The sequence below is a fragment of the Pseudomonas sp. R32 genome, from assembly GCF_009866705.1.
Lineage (GTDB): Bacteria > Pseudomonadota > Gammaproteobacteria > Pseudomonadales > Pseudomonadaceae > Aquipseudomonas > Aquipseudomonas donghuensis.
This window is the reverse complement of sequence record NZ_CP019396.1, coordinates 582,504-600,481: the sequence shown is the minus strand read 5'-3', so window position 1 is coordinate 600,481 and position 17,978 is coordinate 582,504. Positions and strand designations below refer to the sequence as shown.

20 protein-coding genes are annotated in these 17,978 nt (G+C 62.8%); 12 read left to right on the top strand and 8 right to left on the bottom strand.

All coding sequences use genetic code 11. The features are described from left to right. Nucleotides 1-27 precede the first annotated feature (27 nt). Genes urtD through PspR32_RS02630 form a run of 4 tightly spaced genes read left to right on the top strand, consistent with a single transcriptional unit; the run spans nucleotide 28 to nucleotide 2,661 of the window. Nucleotides 28-849: an urea ABC transporter ATP-binding protein UrtD gene (urtD, locus tag PspR32_RS02645; RefSeq protein ID WP_010221650.1), complete on the top strand. Its 822-nt coding sequence runs from the start codon at nucleotides 28-30 to the stop codon at nucleotides 847-849. 20 nt (nucleotides 850-869) lie between these two features. Next, nucleotides 870-1,568: an urea ABC transporter ATP-binding subunit UrtE gene (urtE, locus tag PspR32_RS02640; protein ID WP_159388051.1), complete on the top strand. Its 699-nt coding sequence runs from the start codon at nucleotides 870-872 to the stop codon at nucleotides 1,566-1,568. A 38-nt stretch (nucleotides 1,569-1,606) separates the two neighbouring features. Then, the gene (locus PspR32_RS02635) at nucleotides 1,607-2,134 is read left to right on the top strand and encodes a GNAT family N-acetyltransferase (RefSeq protein WP_159388050.1); all 528 of its coding nucleotides are present in this window, start codon (nucleotides 1,607-1,609) and stop codon (nucleotides 2,132-2,134) included. A 5-nt stretch (nucleotides 2,135-2,139) separates the two neighbouring features. After that, complete coding sequence (locus PspR32_RS02630; RefSeq protein WP_010221647.1) at nucleotides 2,140-2,661, top strand: GNAT family N-acetyltransferase; 522 nt, start codon at nucleotides 2,140-2,142, stop codon at nucleotides 2,659-2,661. A gap of 48 nt (nucleotides 2,662-2,709) precedes the next feature. Here PspR32_RS02630 and PspR32_RS02625 read toward each other — a convergent pair whose 3' ends face one another. Together PspR32_RS02625 and cbpA are read right to left on the bottom strand one after the other, a co-directional pair. Further along, complete coding sequence (locus PspR32_RS02625; protein WP_010221646.1) at nucleotides 2,710-3,015, bottom strand: chaperone modulator CbpM; 306 nt, start codon at nucleotides 3,013-3,015, stop codon at nucleotides 2,710-2,712. A gap of 2 nt (nucleotides 3,016-3,017) precedes the next feature. Further along, complete coding sequence (gene cbpA, locus PspR32_RS02620; RefSeq protein ID WP_010221645.1) at nucleotides 3,018-3,977, bottom strand: curved DNA-binding protein; 960 nt, start codon at nucleotides 3,975-3,977, stop codon at nucleotides 3,018-3,020. Nucleotides 3,978-4,137: 160 nt separating this feature from the next. On the opposite strand from cbpA, the gene PspR32_RS02615 reads away from it, so the two are divergent. Beyond that, nucleotides 4,138-5,403 carry an Hsp70 family protein gene (locus tag PspR32_RS02615; protein ID WP_100782907.1) on the top strand — a complete coding sequence of 422 codons (1,266 nt, stop codon included), beginning with the start codon at nucleotides 4,138-4,140 and terminating at the stop codon, nucleotides 5,401-5,403. Between the two features lie 57 nt (nucleotides 5,404-5,460). Here PspR32_RS02615 and PspR32_RS02610 read toward each other — a convergent pair whose 3' ends face one another. Further along, on the bottom strand, nucleotides 5,461-6,468 hold the full coding sequence (locus tag PspR32_RS02610; RefSeq protein ID WP_010221643.1) for an AI-2E family transporter: 1,008 nt from the start codon (nucleotides 6,466-6,468) through the stop codon (nucleotides 5,461-5,463). 219 nt (nucleotides 6,469-6,687) lie between these two features. Here PspR32_RS02610 and PspR32_RS02605 point away from each other — a divergent pair, with 219 nt between their 5' ends. Continuing rightward, complete coding sequence (locus tag PspR32_RS02605) at nucleotides 6,688-7,608, top strand: hypothetical protein (protein WP_159388049.1); 921 nt, start codon at nucleotides 6,688-6,690, stop codon at nucleotides 7,606-7,608. 6 nt (nucleotides 7,609-7,614) lie between these two features. On the opposite strand, the gene PspR32_RS02600 is transcribed toward PspR32_RS02605, so the two are convergent. Both PspR32_RS02600 and PspR32_RS02595 read right to left on the bottom strand, forming a co-directional pair. Continuing rightward, nucleotides 7,615-7,896, bottom strand: coding sequence for a PsiF family protein (locus PspR32_RS02600; RefSeq protein ID WP_036995519.1), 282 nt, complete (start codon nucleotides 7,894-7,896; stop codon nucleotides 7,615-7,617). A 62-nt stretch (nucleotides 7,897-7,958) separates the two neighbouring features. Beyond that, the gene (locus PspR32_RS02595; RefSeq protein WP_010221639.1) at nucleotides 7,959-8,765 is read right to left on the bottom strand and encodes an AraC family transcriptional regulator; all 807 of its coding nucleotides are present in this window, start codon (nucleotides 8,763-8,765) and stop codon (nucleotides 7,959-7,961) included. Nucleotides 8,766-8,863: 98 nt separating this feature from the next. On the opposite strand from PspR32_RS02595, the gene PspR32_RS02590 reads away from it, so the two are divergent. Next, entirely contained in the window at nucleotides 8,864-9,757 is an 894-nt protein-coding gene (locus PspR32_RS02590; protein ID WP_159388048.1) for a DMT family transporter, read from the top strand. Here PspR32_RS02590 and PspR32_RS02585 read toward each other — a convergent pair. Then, entirely contained in the window at nucleotides 9,738-10,628 is an 891-nt protein-coding gene (locus tag PspR32_RS02585; RefSeq protein WP_100782904.1) for a lipase family alpha/beta hydrolase, read from the bottom strand. The two genes, PspR32_RS02590 and PspR32_RS02585, sit on opposite strands and share 20 nt — an antisense overlap. Nucleotides 10,629-10,751: 123 nt before the next feature. Here PspR32_RS02585 and osmE point away from each other — a divergent pair, with 123 nt between their 5' ends. Continuing rightward, nucleotides 10,752-11,105 (top strand): osmotically-inducible lipoprotein OsmE, encoded by a 354-nt coding sequence (gene osmE, locus PspR32_RS02580; protein WP_010221636.1) that lies wholly within the window; start codon nucleotides 10,752-10,754, stop codon nucleotides 11,103-11,105. Between the two features lie 90 nt (nucleotides 11,106-11,195). After that, nucleotides 11,196-11,726: a ferritin-like domain-containing protein gene (locus tag PspR32_RS02575; RefSeq protein ID WP_010221634.1), complete on the top strand. Its 531-nt coding sequence runs from the start codon at nucleotides 11,196-11,198 to the stop codon at nucleotides 11,724-11,726. Between the two features lie 44 nt (nucleotides 11,727-11,770). On the opposite strand, the gene PspR32_RS02570 is transcribed toward PspR32_RS02575, so the two are convergent. Continuing rightward, nucleotides 11,771-13,831 carry an AsmA family protein gene (locus PspR32_RS02570; RefSeq protein ID WP_159388047.1) on the bottom strand — a complete coding sequence of 687 codons (2,061 nt, stop codon included), beginning with the start codon at nucleotides 13,829-13,831 and terminating at the stop codon, nucleotides 11,771-11,773. Between the two features lie 341 nt (nucleotides 13,832-14,172). Between PspR32_RS02570 and PspR32_RS02565 the strand changes: the two genes are divergently transcribed. The 3 genes from PspR32_RS02565 to PspR32_RS02555 all read left to right on the top strand — a co-directional run bounded on the left by PspR32_RS02565 (nucleotide 14,173) and on the right by PspR32_RS02555 (nucleotide 16,584). Next, a complete protein-coding gene (locus PspR32_RS02565; RefSeq protein WP_010221632.1) occupies nucleotides 14,173-14,574 on the top strand; it encodes a hypothetical protein in 402 nt (133 codons plus the stop codon). A gap of 134 nt (nucleotides 14,575-14,708) precedes the next feature. Next, complete coding sequence (locus PspR32_RS02560; protein ID WP_010221631.1) at nucleotides 14,709-15,338, top strand: TetR family transcriptional regulator; 630 nt, start codon at nucleotides 14,709-14,711, stop codon at nucleotides 15,336-15,338. Between the two features lie 136 nt (nucleotides 15,339-15,474). After that, entirely contained in the window at nucleotides 15,475-16,584 is a 1,110-nt protein-coding gene (locus tag PspR32_RS02555; protein WP_036995515.1) for an AGE family epimerase/isomerase, read from the top strand. Nucleotides 16,585-16,668: 84 nt separating this feature from the next. Here the strand turns inward: PspR32_RS02555 and PspR32_RS02550 are convergent, their stop codons facing one another. Next, entirely contained in the window at nucleotides 16,669-17,436 is a 768-nt protein-coding gene (locus tag PspR32_RS02550; RefSeq protein ID WP_010221629.1) for an SDR family oxidoreductase, read from the bottom strand. Between the last annotated feature and the right edge of the window lie 542 nt (nucleotides 17,437-17,978).

Sequence of the window (17,978 nt, the reverse complement as noted above, 5' to 3'; positions counted from 1 at the left end):
CCACTACCGCCGGTGCACCCGGAATTCATGCTCGAACCGATCCTCGACGCTGGCAGCGGCCGCGATGCCATCGGCCTCGGCCAGCGCCGCGGCGAAGGCCTGGAGGTGCGCCACGGCACGCTGCTGACCCTGGAAGACATCAACGTCAGCTTCGACGGTTTCAAGGCGCTGAACAACCTCAACCTGTACATCGGCGTCGGTGAGCTGCGCTGCATCATCGGCCCCAACGGTGCCGGCAAGACCACCCTGATGGATGTGATCACCGGCAAGACCCGCCCTACCAGCGGCAAGGCCTGGTTCGGCGACACCCTGGACCTGACGCGCATGAGCGAGGTACAGATCGCCCAGGCCGGAATCGGCCGCAAGTTCCAGAAGCCGACGGTGTTCGAGGCCCTGAGCGTATTCGAGAACCTGGAGCTGGCGCAGAAGGCCGACAAGTCGGTGCTGGCCAGCCTGCTGGCGCGCCTGAGCGGCGAGCAGCGCGAGCGCATCGACGAGATCCTGCAGACCATTGGCCTGAGCGCTTCGGCCCAGCGCCCGGCCGGTTTGCTCTCCCACGGCCAGAAGCAGTTCCTGGAGATCGGCATGCTGCTGATGCAGGACCCGCAGTTACTGCTGCTGGATGAGCCGGTGGCGGGCATGACCGATGCCGAAACCGAATTCACCGCCGAACTGTTCAAAAGCCTGGCCGGCAAGCATTCGCTGATGGTGGTCGAGCATGACATGGGCTTTGTCGGCAGCATCGCCGACCACGTCACCGTGCTGCACCAGGGCAGTGTGCTGGCCGAAGGGTCGCTGGAACAGGTGCAGGCGGATGACCGGGTGATCGAGGTCTACCTCGGGCGATGAGGCCAACAAAGGACGACAACATGCTGAAAATCGACTCACTGCACCAATACTACGGCGGCAGCCACATCCTGCGCGGCTTGTCGTTCGAGGCCAAGGTCGGTGAAGTCACCTGCCTGTTAGGCCGCAATGGCGTCGGCAAGACCACCCTGCTGCGCTGCCTGATGGGCCTGCTGCCCACCCGCGAAGGCAGCGTGCACTGGGAAGGCCAGGCGATCACCGCGCTCAAGCCGCACCAGCGGGTGCACGCCGGCATTGCCTACGTGCCCCAGGGCCGCGAGATTTTCCCGCGCCTGAGCGTCGAGGAGAACCTGCTGATGGGCCTGTCGCGCTTTGGCGCCAGCCAGGCCCACAGCGTGCCGGCGTTCATCTACGAGCTGTTCCCGGTGCTGCTGCAGATGAAACAGCGCCGTGGCGGCGACCTCTCCGGTGGCCAGCAACAACAACTGGCCATCGGCCGCGCCCTGGCCAGCCAGCCGCGCCTGCTGATCCTCGACGAGCCCACCGAAGGCATTCAGCCTTCAGTCATCAAGGAGATCGGCGCGGTCATCAGCACACTTGCCGCCCGTGGCGACATGGCGATCCTGCTGGTCGAGCAGTTCTACGACTTTGCCGCGGAGCTTGCCGACCAGTACCTGGTGATGTCACGCGGTGAAATCATCCAGGCCGGGCGTGGCGAAAATATGGAAGCCGAGGGTGTGCGCGGCCTGGTAACCATTTAACCTGAGCCGATCACAGTGCCCCTGTTCGAGAACCTGCCATGACTTACCTGTTGCGCGATGCAGTGCCTGCCGACCTGACGGGCATTCGCGATATCTATAACGACGCCGTGCTCAACACCACGGCGATCTGGAACGAGCAAGCGGTCGATCTGGACAACCGCCAAGCCTGGTTCGATGCTCGCCAGGCCCTGGGTTATCCGATCCTGGTGGCGGTGAACGCTGCCAACGAGGTACTCGGCTATGCTTCATTTGGCGACTGGCGGCCGTTCGAAGGTTTTCGCCATACCGTCGAGCACTCGGTGTACATCCGCAGTGACCAGCGCGGCAACGGCCTGGGGCCCAAGCTGATGCAGGCGCTGATCGAACGGGCCCGCGCCTGCAACAAACACGTAATGGTCGCCGCCATCGAAAGCGGCAACGCCGCCTCGATTCGCCTGCATCAGCGCCTGGGCTTCACCCTCAACGGGCAGATGCCCCAGGTCGGGGTGAAGTTTGGTCGCTGGCTGGACCTGACCTTCATGCAGTTGATCCTCAGCCCCGATGCCCCGCCCCCGACAATGGAGTGACGCCTGTGAATGCTGCGCAGCTCAATCGTGTGACCCATGAAAGCTTTGCCTACTACCGCGACGGCCTGGTGGCGTTGCTGCTCGATGCCGTGCAACACGGCGCCTCGGTGGGGTTTCTGGCCGATATCGATGCGCAGCAGGCCGAGGGCTATTTCGAGGAGGTGCGCCAGCGCCTGGTCAGCGGTGAGCTGTTGCTGTGGGTGGTGGGCAAGGACAAGGAAGTGCTGGGCAGTGTCCAGCTGGGCTTGTGCCTTAAGCCCAATGGTTTGAACCGGGCTGAAGTGCAAAAGCTGCTGGTGCACAGCGCGGCACGGCACCGGGGCCTTGGCCAGCAACTGATGCAGGCGCTGGAAACGACGGCGCGGCAGAAGCAGCGCGGCATGCTGTACCTGGATACCGAAGCCGGCTCGGGGGCCGAAGCTTTTTATCGGTCGCAGGGGTACAGCAAGGCCGGGGAGATTCCTGATTATGCCTGTGGGCCGGACGGGATCTATCGGGCAACGGCGCTGTACTACAAATTGCTCTAGGTCTTCAGGGCCTTGCCGGCGATCGGTCGCGCAGCGCAGGCAATGAACTCAGCCCTGCACAAACCGCCCCAAACGTTGCCTGAGCATGCTGTTCTCGCTGCGCAGTTGCTGCACTTCCTCCAGCAGCTCCAGGGCCAGCGCGACCCCTTCCCACTCCAGTTGCAGATCGTGGTGCAGCTTGGCCGCGCGCTTGGCCAGCACCGGCGCCTGATCGTCAAACAGCCAGTCTTCCGGCGTTCGCCCGGAAGGCTCGACAATGCCGTGTTCGACGATTTCGATCACGTAGGCCGCCGGCAGATCGGCTTCCTGACAGAGGGTCTGCATGTCCAGTTGAACGACCAGGGTACTGCTCATGATCAGCTACTCCATTGTGTCCTCGGGTTGAATGCGGCCTTTTCCGACAACTTGGTCCACAGCTCGCGGGCGGCGGCATCGGACTGGCTCGGCATCACCACTTTCAATTGCGCGAACAGGTCGCCGCGCTGGCCGTGCTTGTTGCCCAGGCCCATGCCCTTGATCCGCAGGCGCTGACCGTTCTGGCTGTCCGGACGGATGGTCAAGTTGACCTTGCCGGTCAGGGTCGGCATCGCCACCTTGGTGCCCAGCGCGGCCTCCCACGGTGCCAGCGGCACGGTGATGATCAGGTCATGACCTTCGACATCGAACAGCGGATGCGGTGCCATGCGAATGGTCAGGAACAAGTCGCCATTGGCCCCGCCACCGACGCCCGGTGCGCCCTGGCCCTTGAGGCGGATCTTCTCGCCGTCGCTGACGCCGGCCGGGATCTTCACGTTCAGGGTCTTGGTGGTAAAGCCGGTGCGCTGACCACTGGCGTTGTGCTGCGGCACCTGGAAGCTGATCTGCTTGGACTCGCTGGACAGGGTCTCTTCAAGGAAAATCGCCAGTTCCATTTCCACGTCTTGCCCCCGCCGTCCGGCACTGCGTTGCTGGCCGCGGCCAAATGGATTGCCATTGCCACCGCGCGAACCGAAGATCGAGCTGAAGAAATCGGAAAAATCGCCACCGTCACCAAAGCCGCCAGCACCTGCCGAACCGCGGCTTTGCCAGCCTGGCGGGCCCTGGAATGGCCGACCGTGCTGGCCGTATTTGCGCAGTTCGTCGTACTCGGCGCGTTTTTCCGGGCTGCTCAGGGCTTCATAGGCCTCGTTGGCCTCCTTGAATTTCTCCTCGGCGTCACGCTCTTTGCTGACGTCGGGGTGATACTTGCGCGCGAGCTTGCGGTAGGCGGTCTTGATCGCCTTGTCATCCGCCGTCGGCTCTACGCCAAGAATCTTGTAATAGTCTTTGAAGTCCATCTAAGGAATCACCATGGGTTAATCGAATGCTTGTGTAGATTGGGGTCAAGCATAGCCTTTCAAGGTGCCCATGGGTTTACTGCAAAGCAGATAATCGGTCTTGATTCTGCTGACGGCTGGCATAAACTGCGCGGCCGTTTTTCCCCCGGAAGTACAACCCATGAGTGACGCATCCCCGGCCCGTGCCTGCGGTATCGACTTTGGCACCTCCAACTCCACCGTCGGCTGGCACCGCCCGGGCGTGGAGTCGTTGATCGCCCTGGAAGACGGCAAGATCACCCTGCCGTCGGTGGTGTTCTTCAACATCGAGGAGCGCCGCCCGGTGTACGGCCGCCTGGCCCTGCACGAATACCTCGAAGGCTATGAAGGCCGCCTGATGCGCTCGCTCAAGAGCCTGCTGGGTTCCAAGCTGATCAAGCACGACACCAGCGTGCTGGGTACCGCGCTGCCGTTCAAGGACCTGCTGGGCATGTTCATCGGCGAACTGAAAAAGCGCGCCGAAGCCAATGCCGGCCGGGCCTTCGACGAGGTCGTACTGGGCCGCCCGGTGCATTTCGTCGATGACGACCAGGCCGCCGACCAGGAAGCCGAAGACACCCTGGCGCAAGTCGCGAAGAAGATCGGTTTCAAGCACGTGTCGTTTCAGTACGAGCCCATTGCCGCGGCCTTTGACTATGAGTCGAACATCCAGGGCGAAGAGCTGGTGCTGATCGTCGACATCGGCGGGGGTACTTCGGACTTCTCCCTGGTGCGCCTGGCCCCCGAGCGGCACATGCTCGATGACCGCCAGCAGGACATCCTCGCCACCGGTGGCGTGCACATCGGCGGTACCGACTTCGACAAGCAGCTGAGCCTGCAGGGCGTGATGCCGCTGTTCGGCTACGGCAGCCGGATGAAAAGCGGTGCCTTCATGCCCACCAGCCACCACATGAACCTGGCCACCTGGCACACCATCAACTCGGTGTACTCGCAAAAATCCCAGCTGGCCCTGGGCAGCATGCGCTACGACATCGAAGACACCGACGGCATCGACCGCCTGTTCAAGCTGATCGAACAGCGCGCCGGGCACTGGCTGGCGATGGAAGTGGAAGAAACCAAGATCGAGCTGACCCACAACGAGCGCCGCCTGGTCGACCTCAAGCGGGTCGAGCCGGGCCTCAGCGTCGAGTTGAGCCGGGCGCTGTTCGAGGAGTCGATCGACAACCTGCTCGAGCGCGTGCGCGGCAGTGTCAGCGAGTTGCTGGTCAAGGCCGGCGTCGGCGTCGCGCAGGTCGACACGGTGTTCTTCACCGGCGGTTCCAGCGGCATCCCGGCCTTGCGCCAGAGCGTGGCGGCGATGCTGCCCAATGCCCGCCATGTCGAAGGCAACATCTTCGGCAGCATTGGCAGCGGCTTGGCGATCGAGGCGCGCAAGCGTTACGGTTGAGATAGCCGGGGCCGCGTTGCGGCCCTTTCGCCGGCAACGCCGGCGCTAGCCTTCAGTTCACACCAGCTCTTGCTGGCGCAACTCACTCTTCAGGTAGGCGTAGTAAATCGGCCCCGCCACCACCCCCGGCAAGCCGAACGCCGCCTCGCATACCAGCATCGCCAGCAGCAATTCCCACGACTTGGCACTGATCTGCCCGCCGACGATCCGCGCGTTGAGGAAGTACTCGACCTTGTGGATAACGATCAGGTAACCGAGCGCCGCCATCGCCACCCAGATCGACAACGACAGGCCGACGATGGTGATCAGGGTGTTGGACATCAGGTTGCCGATCACCGGCAGCAAGCCGAGCAGGAAGGTCAGCACGATCAGGGTCTTGGTCAGCGGCAGGTGCACGCCGAACAGCGGCAGTACCACGGCAAGGAAGATGCCGGTGAAGAAGGTGTTGAGCAGGGAAATCTTGATCTGTGCGAAGACAATGTTGCGAAACGCCTGCACTAAAAGCGCCAGACGGTTGAACAACGCCGCCGCCAGAGGCTTGCGCTTAGAGATGTCGGGGATGCGCTGCAGGGCGACAATGGCGCCGAGGATCATGCCGATCAGCAGGGTGACGAACATGTGCGCCGCGCCCTTGCCCACCAGTTGCAGCTCACCCAGGTGGGTCTTGAGCCATTCGCCGATGGCCACTTTGAACTCCGAGGCGCTGGCCGGCAGGTAGGCATCGATGAACGGCGGCAACTGCCCGCGGGCCTGGTCGACCAACAGCATGAACTTGTCCAGGGATGCCCCAGGGTTTTCCGCTTCATGCAGCAAGAAACTGATGGCGCCGGCGAACAGCAGGGTCAGGGTGCTGACCACCAGGGTGCCGAGCAACGCCACCGCCAGCCAACGCGCCCGTTGCCCGGCAATCAGGTGCTGCAGTTTGGGGGTGAGCATGTTGACCAGTTCGAACACCAGCAGACCGGCCAGCAGGCTCGGCAACAACTTGAGCGGCAACACCAGCAACAGGCCGGAGAAGACGATGATCCAACTGGCCAGGGTGATCTGGCGCGGAGTAAAGGTCATACAACCTCGAAAGGCGACGGCATGGAAAACCGGCAGTCTGCCAGCCTTCGCCCGGCAGGCATAGTGGCATGCAGCGGCACTGCGGCTGGCAATGCCGTTGTGATGTTTCTATGATTGCCGCCCCCCGATGGAATGGTGGCGTCTCGCAGCGCATTCGCAGGTAAGCGAAACAGGAGTCCCTCTGTGCCTTCCCACCTTCAAGGCAAAGAGCTCCAGACCATGTGCAAACTGCTTGTCCTGCTTCCGCTGATGCTGCTTGGCGGCTGTTCGGAAGACTTCGCCACCCTGCATTTCGCGCAGCCGGTAAGCGCCTACTATGGCGACCTCAGGCCGCAATACGGCGATGACCTGTACCAGGCCATCCTGGCACTGAAAATCGATCCAAAAGACATCGAGGTCGAGCTTGACGATGACCACCGGCAGAACTTGCTGATCAACGTCTCACGCTCGCTCGATGCCGGTAAGCGCCAAGCCCTGCGCGAGTTGTTCGATGAAATTCCCCGGGCTCGCGCCGCCGCTTCCTGGGAAGTCGATGTCACCCTTGAACCGCACGCGCCGGGCGCCAGGTTCGACGGTTTTAGCGAGGCGGTCAAAAGCATCCAGGGGCCAGTCACCCTGCAGCTCAAGCTTGGCAATCGTATCGAAGCGCTTTCCAGTGCCACGCTGCGCGAGCGCACGCTTGCCGCCGAGAACAACAGTGAAGTGTCGAGCATCATCACCTGTCACGCGTTGGCCGAGGTTTCCGGTGGGCCGTTCAGGTTCAGGTCGATCGTGCAGCGCGACGATGGCCCACCGGAACGCGCGCAGGTCATTATCGAGTACGCGCCGATGCATTTCGCCCAACTGCCGGCACGCTTCGACTTCAAGGACCCGACCCTGCGGGAGAGAATTCACAACGGCCAGGTCAAGGCCTGGCAAGCCGAGGGGACGCCGCAGCGCAGCCCGTGGCGCCCCTTCGAGATGGCCTTCGAGATCGGCTCGCTGGGCAAGCAGAGCCTGAACTTGAATCCGGGCAAGGACCTGCGTATCGGCATGCTCCAGGGCGACTGCCGGGACCTGGCCAACCGCGCCGGCCGGCCATTCTCGCTGTTTATCGGCGAGGGCCTGGACCGGCTCGAGTCGGTGACTTACGCCAACTGACGAAGGTTACTTTTTCTTCAGGCAGTCGCTCATGAACGCTTTGCGCTCATCGCCCTTGAGCGCCTTGGTGGTGGCATCGGCGTTGCAGGTTTTCATTTTCTCCTGCTGGGTCGCCGGCTTGGCTTTCAGGCAGTCGCTCATGAACGCCTTGCGCTCGTCACCCTTGAGCGCCTTGGTGGTGGCATCGGCATTACAGGTTTTCATTTTTTCCTGTTGCGCCGTGGCGGCAAATCCTTGGGAACACATCAGCAAACCCAGCAACAGCAACGGCACACGCACCATCTTCATGGCGTTTTCTCCTGGTCGCCGCGCACCACGCGCAGCTCTGGCGAGAGTGTAGACAAATATGGTTACAAACCTCCAGCACGCGGCTCTTCGGCCCGCGCTTGCCGCCGGTATTGCTCGGGCGTGCAGTGGGCCTGGCGCTGGAACATGGCGATGAAGGCCGAGGCGCTGCTGTAGCCCAGGTCGAAGGCAATCTGCTGAATCGGCAGGTTCTGTTCCAGCGCCTCGATGGCGCGCAAAAAGCGCAGGCGCAGGCGCCACTCGCCAAAGCTCATGCCCAGCTCGCGGATGAACTGGCGGGCCAGGGTGCGTTCGCTGACATGCAGGCTGGCGGCCCAATGGCCGAGCGGGCGATTGTCACCGGGCTGGGCATGCAGGGCCTGCAGCACCTCGCTCAGGCCGGCGCTGCGTGCGTATGGCAGGTAGCAGGTCTGGGTCGGTGCGCGGCGTAACTGGTCGACCAGCACCTGGGCCAGACGCTGGTCGGCCTGATCCTGCGCCACCTTGACGTCACGGGCGGCGAAGTCGCCGAGGATGGCCTTGAGGATCTCGCTGATCACCAGGGTGCAGGGGGCATCAGGCAGGCCCTGGCACAGCTCGCGATCCAGATAGACCGAGCGATAGACAATGGCCTGCGGGTTGTAGCAGCTGTGCTCGGTATCCGGCGGCACCCACACCGCATAGTGCGGTGGCGAGATGAAGCGCTGGCCGTCGATCTCCAGGTGCATGATGCCATGGGCCGCATAGTTGAGCTGGCCCCAGGCGTGCCGGTGCGCGGCGCTGTGGGTGTCGGCGCCGAATTCGTCGTAACGAAAGTACACTGGGGCCGGCAAGACCTCGAATTGCGGGATTTCTACGTACTTTATCGCCATGCTGTCTGGATCTATGCGTAGGTTGTCTGGATGCAAGTATAAGCAACAGGACAGACAAGCGGATAATGGCCGCCTGTTCCCTCAAGAGTTTCTGTTTCATGAATTATGCGTTTCCGTTGCTGGCGATCTTCATCTGGGCCGGCAATACCGTGGTCACCAAGATGTCTGCCGGGGCGATCTTCCCGGCCGAAATCGGCTTCTATCGCTGGCTGCTGGCAGGCCTGTTGTTCACCCCGTTCCTGCTGCGCCCGGTGCTGCGCAACTGGGCGGCCATTGGCCCGAACCTGGGCAAGGTCTTCATCCTCGGCGTATTGGGCATGGCGGTGTACCAGAGCCTGGCCTACTTCGCCGCCGCCATCACCAGCGCCACCAACATGGGCATCATCCTTTCGCTGATGCCGCTGATGTCCCTGGCCCTGGCGATCATCAGCCTCGGTCAGCGGCTGACCATCGGCGCGCTGATCGGGGCGCTGGTGTCGTTCATCGGTGTGCTGGTGGTGGTGTCGGCGGGCGATCTGGCGGTGCTGGCGCAACACGGGGTCAACGGCGGCGATGCGCTGATGCTGATCGCCACCCTGGCCTACGCGGTGTACAGCACCCTGCTGAAAAGGTGGCAGCTGCGTATCCCGCCGTTGCAACTGCTGTACCTGCAGGTGCTGGTGGCGATCATCGTATTGCTCCCGCTGTTCCTGTTCTCGGCAAAGACCGGCCTGGGCGCGGGCAACATCGGCCTGGTGGTCTATGCCTGCGTTCTGGCCTCGATGATCGCGCCGCTGGCCTGGATGCAGGCGGTCAGCCGCCTGGGCCCGAGCCGCACGACCCTGTTCTTCAACCTGTTGCCAGCGGTGACGGCGGTGATCGCCGCCGGGGTGCTGGGTGAGCAACTGGCCCTTTATCACCTGGTGGGCGGGGTCTTGACCCTGGTCGGGGTGATCCTTGCCGAACGCTGGAAAACACCCCTGCGCCGCGCGACTATAGCCCCGCAGCCTTGAGCCTGGCGGCATGCTCGGTGAACAGCCGCACCGGCTCCGCGCCCTTGCCCACCGCCCCTAGCGACTGGTTGACGATGTCCAGGTGATCGAGCGGATAGTCATCACCGATCACCTGGCCCAGGTGCGAACTGAAGCGCCCGACCATACCGTCACACTGGCCCTTTTCCCGCACGAACGTGCGGGCGAACAGGCGGCAAAAGCGGTTGCTGCCGTCCAGGCGGTTGAGGCCGCGGTCGGTGCGCCCCGGTTGCAGGGTGCCGGACCAGGAGTAGTAACGCACACCATTGACCTCGGCCGGGCCCTCACCGCCCCAGGTGGTTGGCAGGCCCTGTGGATAAGCCTGGTTGAACAACGCCACCCCGGCGCGGGTCAGGGAGTGGTGCGAAGCGTGCACGTCGATCGGCAGTTTCGGCCCACGCCAGCCAGTCTCCAGCCAGCCCATCAACACCCCCAAGCCATGCAACAGTGCTGTGAGCAGGCGGCCACGAACAGAATCGGCCGGGTAGTGTTCGAGCAGGTAATCGGCCAGTTCCGAGCCATGGTTGGGGCCGGCGATCGAGGTAACCGAGGCAACCCATTCCGGCCGCTTGGCCGCAGCGTAGCGCGCGGTCAGGGCGCCCTGGCTGTGGCCCAGCAGGTTGACCTTGTCGGCCCCTGTACGCTGGCGAATACCTTCGATGATCAACAGCAACTGCTCGCCGCGCACCTCACTCGAGTTGAGCGCTGACACCTGCACGGCAAACACCTTGGCGCCGCCCCGGCGCAACGCCGAAACGATACCGAACCAGTAGGGATACAACAGCAAGCGAACAAACCCGAGCATGCCCGGCACCAACACCAGTGGATAACGCGTGGCGAGCCCTTGGGCCATGGCTGCATTCCCCGTTCCGTGGACAGTCGGCCAACCCTACAGGCAATTCGATGGCAATCGCAATCGAACTCCCGCCGCTCGCTGGGGTTCCAAGCCAATAGACCCTCAGCAAGGAGCTCAACCATGTACAAACATACCCTGGCCATTCTGCTGACCACCGCCACCCTGGCCGCTTGCGGCAGCCGTCCTGAGAACCCGGTGGACTACGTCACCTACCACGAGGAACCGCTGGTCAAACAGGTCGAGAACGGCATGACCATGCAGCGGGTGATCGCCATTGGCGGCAGCCCGTCGACGGTGATCGACCTGCCCCACGGCGGCACCTGCAACAATTACATCCTCAACCGTGACGGCAAGCAGCAGGCCTACTACGTACGCTTCGATGCCACTGGCCATGTCGACGCCAAGGGCTTCAAGACCTGCGAACAACGCCAGGTCGATGACGATGCCGTCGAGAAGGCCAAGGCCAAGCTATAAAACTTTTCCGCCTGCCGGGGACTCACAGCTTAAGTAACCAGCGCGCCGACAGAGCGTGAAGATCTATCCATTTTCAGCCTGGAGATGATGATGAGCAACGTTGAACTGACCGATGTTAAAACCTTGCGTGAACGCGCCCGCCAGCATGTCGAGCAGGGCGCGGTGACCGAGGGCTACAGCGCCGACCGGGAGAAAATCCTGCGCCTGCTCAACGAGTCGCTGGCCACCGAGTGGGTCTGCGCCCTGCGCTACAAGCGCCACTACTACATGGCCAGCGGGATCAAGGCCAGTGTCGCCGCCGACGAGTTCCTCGAGCACGCCACCCAGGAGCTGGAGCACGCCGACAAGCTGGCCGAGCGCATTGTCCAGCTGGGCGGCGAACCGGACCTGAACCCGGACAACCTGAGCAAGAACTCCCATGCCCAGTACGTCGCCGGCAGCAACCTCAAGGAAATGGTCCTGGAAGACCTGATCGCCGAGCGGATCGCCATCGACAGCTACCGCGAGATCATCCAGTACATCGGCGAGAGCGACCCGACCACCCGGCGCATCTTCGAAGACATCCTGGCCCAGGAAGAAGAGCACGCCGACGACATGGCGGATTTGCTGCAAGGCCTCTGATCACCTCCCGCCAAAGGGCCGCGAAGCGGCCCCGCCCCTCACAATTACCCCGCCTTCACCGCCCGCGGTGCCTTGCCAGCCTTCATCTGCTCCAGCAACGGCGTGCACTGGTTGGGTACATCGCCACTTGGCGCAATCAACGCCAGCAAACCGGCTGCCGGGCCGGCAACCACGCCCAACGCCACCATCCCCGCCCCCCGCAGCGCTAGCGGCAGCGCCTGCACGCCAGCACTGGGCTTGGCAAACGGCCCGCGCACATACAGCGGCGAGCGCAACGAGAACAGGCGCACGCCCTTGGACTCGGGGTTAATCTTCAGGTCCAGCTGCTCGCTGGCAAAGTTGGCCGTGCCATCGATGTAGATGATCGCGTTCTCGGTGTCGAAGACGAACACCCGGGTCGTGGCCAGGCCATCCTTGATACCGAAATCGGCCGCCGCGCAGTTGATCTTCACTTCCTTGTCGCCAAACAGCTTGCCGACCACGTAGTTGCCGACGTTGAGCCCGGCGATCTCCATCAGTCCGCGGCTGATCGCACCATCGTTGATGAGCATTTTCAGGTCGCCATTGGCGGTGGCCAGCAAGGCCGCGACCGAGTTGCCGCGCCCGCTGATGTCGGCGTCGCCATTGATCTCGCCGAAGCTGGTCTTCATCGGCTCGAAGGTCGGGAACAGTTGCTTGAGCTTGAAGTTGCGCGCACTCAATTGCGCCCTGCCCTGCAGCGGCACGCTGCGGCCATCGAGGCGCACCTGGGCGTCGAGCTTGCCGCCGGCGATGCCAAAGCGCAGCGGCTCCAGGCGCAGCACACCGTCATCGAGGACGAAGTGGCTGGACAGGTCAGTGAACGGCAACTCGGCACTGTGCACGATGCGTTTGCCGCTGAAGATCACGTCGGCGTCCATGGTCCGCCAGCGTTCGGTACGAAACTCCTCGACCGGCAACACCTTGCCCGCCGGTTGCTTGCTGGCACCGCCGCGGGCTTTCTGCTGGGCGTTGGAGTCAGCGCCGATCAGCGGCGCCAGGTCCTTGAATAACAACTGGTTGGACACCAGCTTGCCGGTCAGCTTGGGCCTCGGTTGGCTGGCGACGAACGCCAGGTCGCCATGGATATCGCTGTCGCCGATCTTGCCATTGAAGCCTTCATAGCGAAATACCGCGCCGCCCGGTTCATGCAGCTTGGCGGTCAGATGACCGTCGGTGGCGTAGGGCGGCGAATCAGGCAGGGTCACGCCGGTCAGCGGATACAGGTTACCGAGGCTCGCGCCCGACAGCCGCAGGCGCAGGTCGAGGGCACCGAGGTTGCGCGGGTCGGTCAGGGTGCCAGCGACGGCGATGCGGGTATCACCAATGGCCATGTCTGCCTGCAGTGGGAACGGCTGCGAGGCGTCCTGCAGGGCCAGCAAACCGCCGATCTTGCCGGTACCGGCCAATGTCTGGCCTTTATAGCGACCCTTGACCATGAGGCCGAAGGCGTAGTCCTGGGCACTGCCGGCCTTCTGCGCTGAAGCCTTGCCGACGATGTCGCTGAACGGAATCGGTTTGCCCAGCGGGTCGATCAGTACGTCCAGACGGGTTTTCAATGTCTGGTCATCAACACTGACCTGGCCCTTGTCGAAGCCGATGGCGCCGATGTCCAGCACCCACTCCGATGGTTGGGCCTGCTCATCCTTGGGGCCGAAGTCGAAGGTCCAGTTGGCACGACCGTCGGCCAGACGCTTGAGGCTGGCGGTCGGCTGGTTGAGGTCGATGCGCGGAATGACGATCCGCTGCACCAGCAGCGGCAGCGGCGCCAGGCGGAACTCGACGCGCTTGAGGCCGACCATCTGTGGCTCCTTGAGCCAGTCCGGGTTGCCCAGGGTCAGGTCTTCGGCGATGAAATGCGGCCATGGCAACCAGGCGCGCCAACCACCCTGCTCCAGCTCGCGCTGCCAGCGCACCGTCAGGTTACCGTTGATAGCGAAGGGCCGGTGCAGCGCTTCGGAGACCTTGGCATTGAGGGTGGGCTTGACCCGGTTCCAGTCGAACGTGGCGATGACGATCACCAGTACGGCCAGGACCAGCAGCAGGCTGGCGAGGGTCCAGGTGATGAGTTTGGCGGGGCGCGTCATTGCACGATTCTCCTGATGACTGCATGGCAAAAAGCGGGCGCGTTGATGGCACTTATCTCTTCGGACTGATGAAAAGCCGAGGGGTTTAATGGATCAGCCATGATATCGAGGTTTTTTCTGACCTCTCTCTCAACTTTTGTTGATCGTTACCCCATCCGCCAGCCCCGCCAACGGCCTCAGCAGCGCTGCTCATCGCGCCGTAACCAGCTAGCTAGAGCGGTCGCGGTAAAACATCAATTCCGTTGATTGTTACCATTATCTTTATGAACTTTTATCTGGCGTGTCCCGGCGTAGCATTGGCTCCGTACCCACTTTCCAGCCCCGCCGAGGAGCACCGAATCATGAAACGCCAATTACTGCTGAGCCTGTCCCTGTCCATTCTGGCCGCCAACGCCTTTGCCGTTCCCGCCGCCGACCAAGCCCTGAGCGCCGAATCGCGCTCGAGCTCGACGGTGATTTCGCAGCCACTGAACCCGCTGGCTGAAGGCGGTTCGGATCGCGTACTGGAACGCAACAACCGTGTCGCTGAAGGCGGTTCCGATCGCGTACTGGAGCGTAACAACCGTGTCGCTGAAGGCGGCGCCGATCGCCTGAATGACCGGGTCAAAGTTGCCGAGGGTGGCTCTGATCGCCTGAAACAGTATTACAAAGTAGCCGAAGGTGGTTCTGACCGTCTGAAAGCACGCTTCGAGGTCGCAGAAGGTGGCGCTGATCGCCTGATCGAAATCCAACGCGCGAGCTGAAGCCTATGCCAGACAACAAGACTCACCAATACTGTAGCGGCTCCCCTCCCAGCCCGGTCCATTGACCGGGCTTTGTTTTTCCGGCGCCAGCCTATTAGAGTGCAGGGCTGTTTCACTGCCTGCCGATACTTGCCATGCTGCCGCGCGCCGAACAAAAGCAACAGACCCGCCACGCCCTGCTGGATGCCGCCCGCCACCTGATGGAAAGCGGTCGAGGTTTCGGCAGCATCAGCCTGCGCGAAGTGGCGAAAACCGCAGGTATCGTCCCGACCGGCTTTTACCGGCATTTCTCCGACATGGACCAACTGGGCCTGGCCCTGGTCAATGAAGTCGGCGAAACCTTTCGCCAGACCATCCGCCTGGTACGCCAGAACGAATTCGAGCTCGGCGGCATCACCGACGCCTCGGTGCGGATCTTTCTCGATGTGGTAGCGGCCAACCGCGCCCAGTTTCTGTTCCTGGCCCGCGAGCAATATGGCGGTTCGCAACCGGTGCGCCAGGCCATCGGTACCTTGCGTCAAGGCATCAGCTCGGACCTGGCTACCGACCTTGCGCGTATGCCGCGTTGGCAGCACCTGGACGCCGCAGCCCTGGCGGTGATGGCCGACCTGGTGGTGAAAACCGTGTTCGCCACCCTGCCGGAACTGATCGATGAGCCGAGCGACAATACCGCCGTGCCAATCAGCGCCCAGGAAAAAATCACCCAGCAGCTGCGCTTCATCTTTGTCGGCGCCAAGCACTGGCAGGGGCTCAGCACCCTGTAGGCTGTCTGTTGTGCTGGTTGTACTGGCCTCATCGCGGGGCAAGCCCGCTCCTACAGCCAGCGATGAGGCCGGCAAAGTCCCCGCCGTTTCCTGCTACCATTGCGCGCAAACGCACTGACCGCGACGAACTTTCTCCATGCCCGACCTTCGTACTGCCCAGCCTCAACTGCCCGCCCTGCTCGCCGAGGTCCAGGCGCACTTTGCCCAGCGCATCGTGCCGCTGTGGCAAGGCCCGGGCTGGAACGCAGAGATGGCCCTGCCCTTCGAAGCCCTCGACTCGCAGCAGCAGCCATTGCCTGCGCAGCGCTACCGGGCCATGGCCTGCGCGCGCCAGCTGTACCTGTTCAGCAGCCGCATCGAGCAGCCCGGCGCCAGCGAGCGCGCCGCGGCTCTGTTTCGCTCGTTGCAGCGGCACTTCCATGATGCCGAACACGGCGGCTGGTTCTACAGTATCGATGCCCAGGGCAAGCCGCTGGACCGGCGCAAGGACCTCTACACCCACGCCTTTATCGTCTTCGCCTGCGCGCATTACTGGGGCAAGGTTCGCGAGCCACTGGTCGAATCGACCCTCAATGCCGCACTGGAAGTGGTGGCCGTGCAGTTCGCCCGCGATGACGGCCTGTACGAGGCGAGCCTTGGCGAAGATTGGTCGGACCTGGCCAGCGGCCCGCTGCAAAACCCGCTGATGCACCTGGCCGAAGCCTTCCTTGCCACCCTGGCTGTGCGTGACGATGAAGCCGTTCAACACGCGCTGGAAACCCTGGCAGCGGCCATGCAGATGCACTTCATCGATCCCGATCACGGGGTGATGCTGGAAAAACCGCGCGGCGCTGTGGATAACTGGTTCGAACCGGGTCACCAGTTCGAATGGTTCTACTTGCTGGAGTCTTCGCCGCGGCTACGCGGTGGTGAGTTGCATGGGTCGCTCAGCCGGGCATTCACCTATGCCGAGCAATGCGGGGTGAAGGACACCGCGGTGCTGGCAATGCTCAGCGCCGATGGCCAGGTGCGCGACGCTACCCAGCGCATCTGGGCCCAGGCTGAATACCTGCGCGCCCTGACCTTGCGCCCGGAGAGCGCCGCCACGGTGCTGGCCCAGCTCAAGGCGCTGCAACAGAACTTCCTGCATGCCGGTGGCTGGTATGAGTGCCGGGATGCCAGTGGCAAGGTCAGCCGCTTCGATATGCCATCGACTACGCCTTACCATCTGGCGACGTGCCTGGAAGGCTTGCAGCGTCAGGTCTGACGCTATCGCCGGCAAGACCGGCTCCCACAACGGCCCTGGTGGCCTGAACGTCCTGTGGGAGCTGGCTTGCCAGCGATTAGGCCCTCACGCCTTGCCCGAACGATCGATAGAGAAACCCGCCCACGCCTGACTGACCGGCATCAGCTCAAGGCTGTTGATGTTGATGTGCGCCGGCTGGTTCATGATCCAGAAGATGGTCTCGGCGATATCCTGCGGCTGGATTGGCTCGGCCCCGGCATAGGTGGCGTCGTAACGCGCCTGGTCGCCACCGAAACGCACCAGCGAGAACTCGCTCTCGCACAGGCCCGGCTCGATGTTGCTCACCCGCACGCCAGTGCCCTGCAGGTCGCAGCGCAGGCTCAACGAGAACTGCCCGACGAACGCCTTGGTGCCGCCATACACGTGGCTACCCGGGTACGGATAGTTACCGGCCACCGAGCCGACGTTGAGGATGGTCGCACCACGGCCATGGGCGATCAGCCGTGGCAGCAGCAGGCGGGTGCTGTACATCAGGCCCTTGATGTTGGTGTCGACCATGGTTTCCCAGTCATCCAGGTCACACTTGGGCGCCGGGTCCGCGCCCAGGGCCAGGCCGGCGTTGTTGATCAGCCCGCGCAGCTTGGCGAACGACGGCGGCAGGTTGGCGATGGCTTCTTCCATGGCCTTGCGGTCACGCACATCAAGTACCAGGCCGTGCACTTCGGTCAGCTGGGACAGCTCGGCGCACAGCGCTTGCAGGCGCTCCTGACGGCGACCGGTGAGCACCAGCGACCAGCCGGCTTCAGCAAAACGACGGGCGCAGGCTTCACCGAAGCCGGATGTTGCGCCAGTGATGAAAACGGTAGAGGTCATGCGGGTCTCCTTGATGAGGCTGATCACAGGGTTTTCAGCATGCCCACCATCGCATCCGGCAGCAAGCCATTCGGTTTACTGTACAAAAATCGATCAAACCTTGGAAAGGCCCGGTATAGAAGGCCTGCGGCAAACTTTGCTCATCTTATCCACAAGCCCTTCCACAAAATCCGGGGGCAACTTGAAAACCCTGAAAGCCATGTAATCCGGGCCTTGCGCAAGTATTTTCCTTGACCTTGGGCGCTGGCCTTGACCTCAGGGCCGTGGCGCGCGCTCACGGCGCGGATTTCCATGATGGCTCCAGGCCTGTAACTACGCTGTGTACGTCGATCTTTCCAAGGCTTGCCCACAGAGTTATCCACAGGCATTTGGAGCCCGTTAATCGCTATTTGCACTAAGGACAAAACACTTGACAAACCCTGATGCGAACGCCGGAAAAAAACCTGATCAAAAAACAACCACAAGCCTGAAGGCCTTGTAAATAAAGGCCTACAGCAAGCTGCACCCAAGTTACCCACAGTCGCTTCCACACCAATGGTGGA

What these genes read in the sequence shown, in the direction of transcription:
- PspR32_RS02575 (WP_010221634.1), top strand. Translation starts at nt 11,196, where the DNA reads ATGAGCAACGTTGAACTGACCGATGTTAAAACCTTGCGTGAACGCGCC.
- PspR32_RS02610 (WP_010221643.1), bottom strand. Translation starts at nt 6,468, where the DNA reads ATGACCTTTACTCCGCGCCAGATCACCCTGGCCAGTTGGATCATCGTC.
- PspR32_RS02565 (WP_010221632.1), top strand. Translation starts at nt 14,173, where the DNA reads ATGAAACGCCAATTACTGCTGAGCCTGTCCCTGTCCATTCTGGCCGCC.
- PspR32_RS02615 (WP_100782907.1), top strand. Translation starts at nt 4,138, where the DNA reads ATGAGTGACGCATCCCCGGCCCGTGCCTGCGGTATCGACTTTGGCACC.
- PspR32_RS02635 (WP_159388050.1), top strand. Translation starts at nt 1,607, where the DNA reads ATGACTTACCTGTTGCGCGATGCAGTGCCTGCCGACCTGACGGGCATT.
- urtD (WP_010221650.1), top strand. Translation starts at nt 28, where the DNA reads ATGCTCGAACCGATCCTCGACGCTGGCAGCGGCCGCGATGCCATCGGC.
- PspR32_RS02570 (WP_159388047.1), bottom strand. Translation starts at nt 13,831, where the DNA reads ATGACGCGCCCCGCCAAACTCATCACCTGGACCCTCGCCAGCCTGCTG.
- PspR32_RS02605 (WP_159388049.1), top strand. Translation starts at nt 6,688, where the DNA reads ATGTGCAAACTGCTTGTCCTGCTTCCGCTGATGCTGCTTGGCGGCTGT.
- PspR32_RS02585 (WP_100782904.1), bottom strand. Translation starts at nt 10,628, where the DNA reads ATGGCCCAAGGGCTCGCCACGCGTTATCCACTGGTGTTGGTGCCGGGC.
- PspR32_RS02600 (WP_036995519.1), bottom strand. Translation starts at nt 7,896, where the DNA reads ATGAAGATGGTGCGTGTGCCGTTGCTGTTGCTGGGTTTGCTGATGTGT.
- urtE (WP_159388051.1), top strand. Translation starts at nt 870, where the DNA reads ATGCTGAAAATCGACTCACTGCACCAATACTACGGCGGCAGCCACATC.
- PspR32_RS02560 (WP_010221631.1), top strand. Translation starts at nt 14,709, where the DNA reads ATGCTGCCGCGCGCCGAACAAAAGCAACAGACCCGCCACGCCCTGCTG.
- PspR32_RS02625 (WP_010221646.1), bottom strand. Translation starts at nt 3,015, where the DNA reads ATGAGCAGTACCCTGGTCGTTCAACTGGACATGCAGACCCTCTGTCAG.
- cbpA (WP_010221645.1), bottom strand. Translation starts at nt 3,977, where the DNA reads ATGGACTTCAAAGACTATTACAAGATTCTTGGCGTAGAGCCGACGGCG.
- PspR32_RS02595 (WP_010221639.1), bottom strand. Translation starts at nt 8,765, where the DNA reads ATGGCGATAAAGTACGTAGAAATCCCGCAATTCGAGGTCTTGCCGGCC.
- PspR32_RS02590 (WP_159388048.1), top strand. Translation starts at nt 8,864, where the DNA reads ATGAATTATGCGTTTCCGTTGCTGGCGATCTTCATCTGGGCCGGCAAT.
- PspR32_RS02555 (WP_036995515.1), top strand. Translation starts at nt 15,475, where the DNA reads ATGCCCGACCTTCGTACTGCCCAGCCTCAACTGCCCGCCCTGCTCGCC.
- osmE (WP_010221636.1), top strand. Translation starts at nt 10,752, where the DNA reads ATGTACAAACATACCCTGGCCATTCTGCTGACCACCGCCACCCTGGCC.
- PspR32_RS02550 (WP_010221629.1), bottom strand. Translation starts at nt 17,436, where the DNA reads ATGACCTCTACCGTTTTCATCACTGGCGCAACATCCGGCTTCGGTGAA.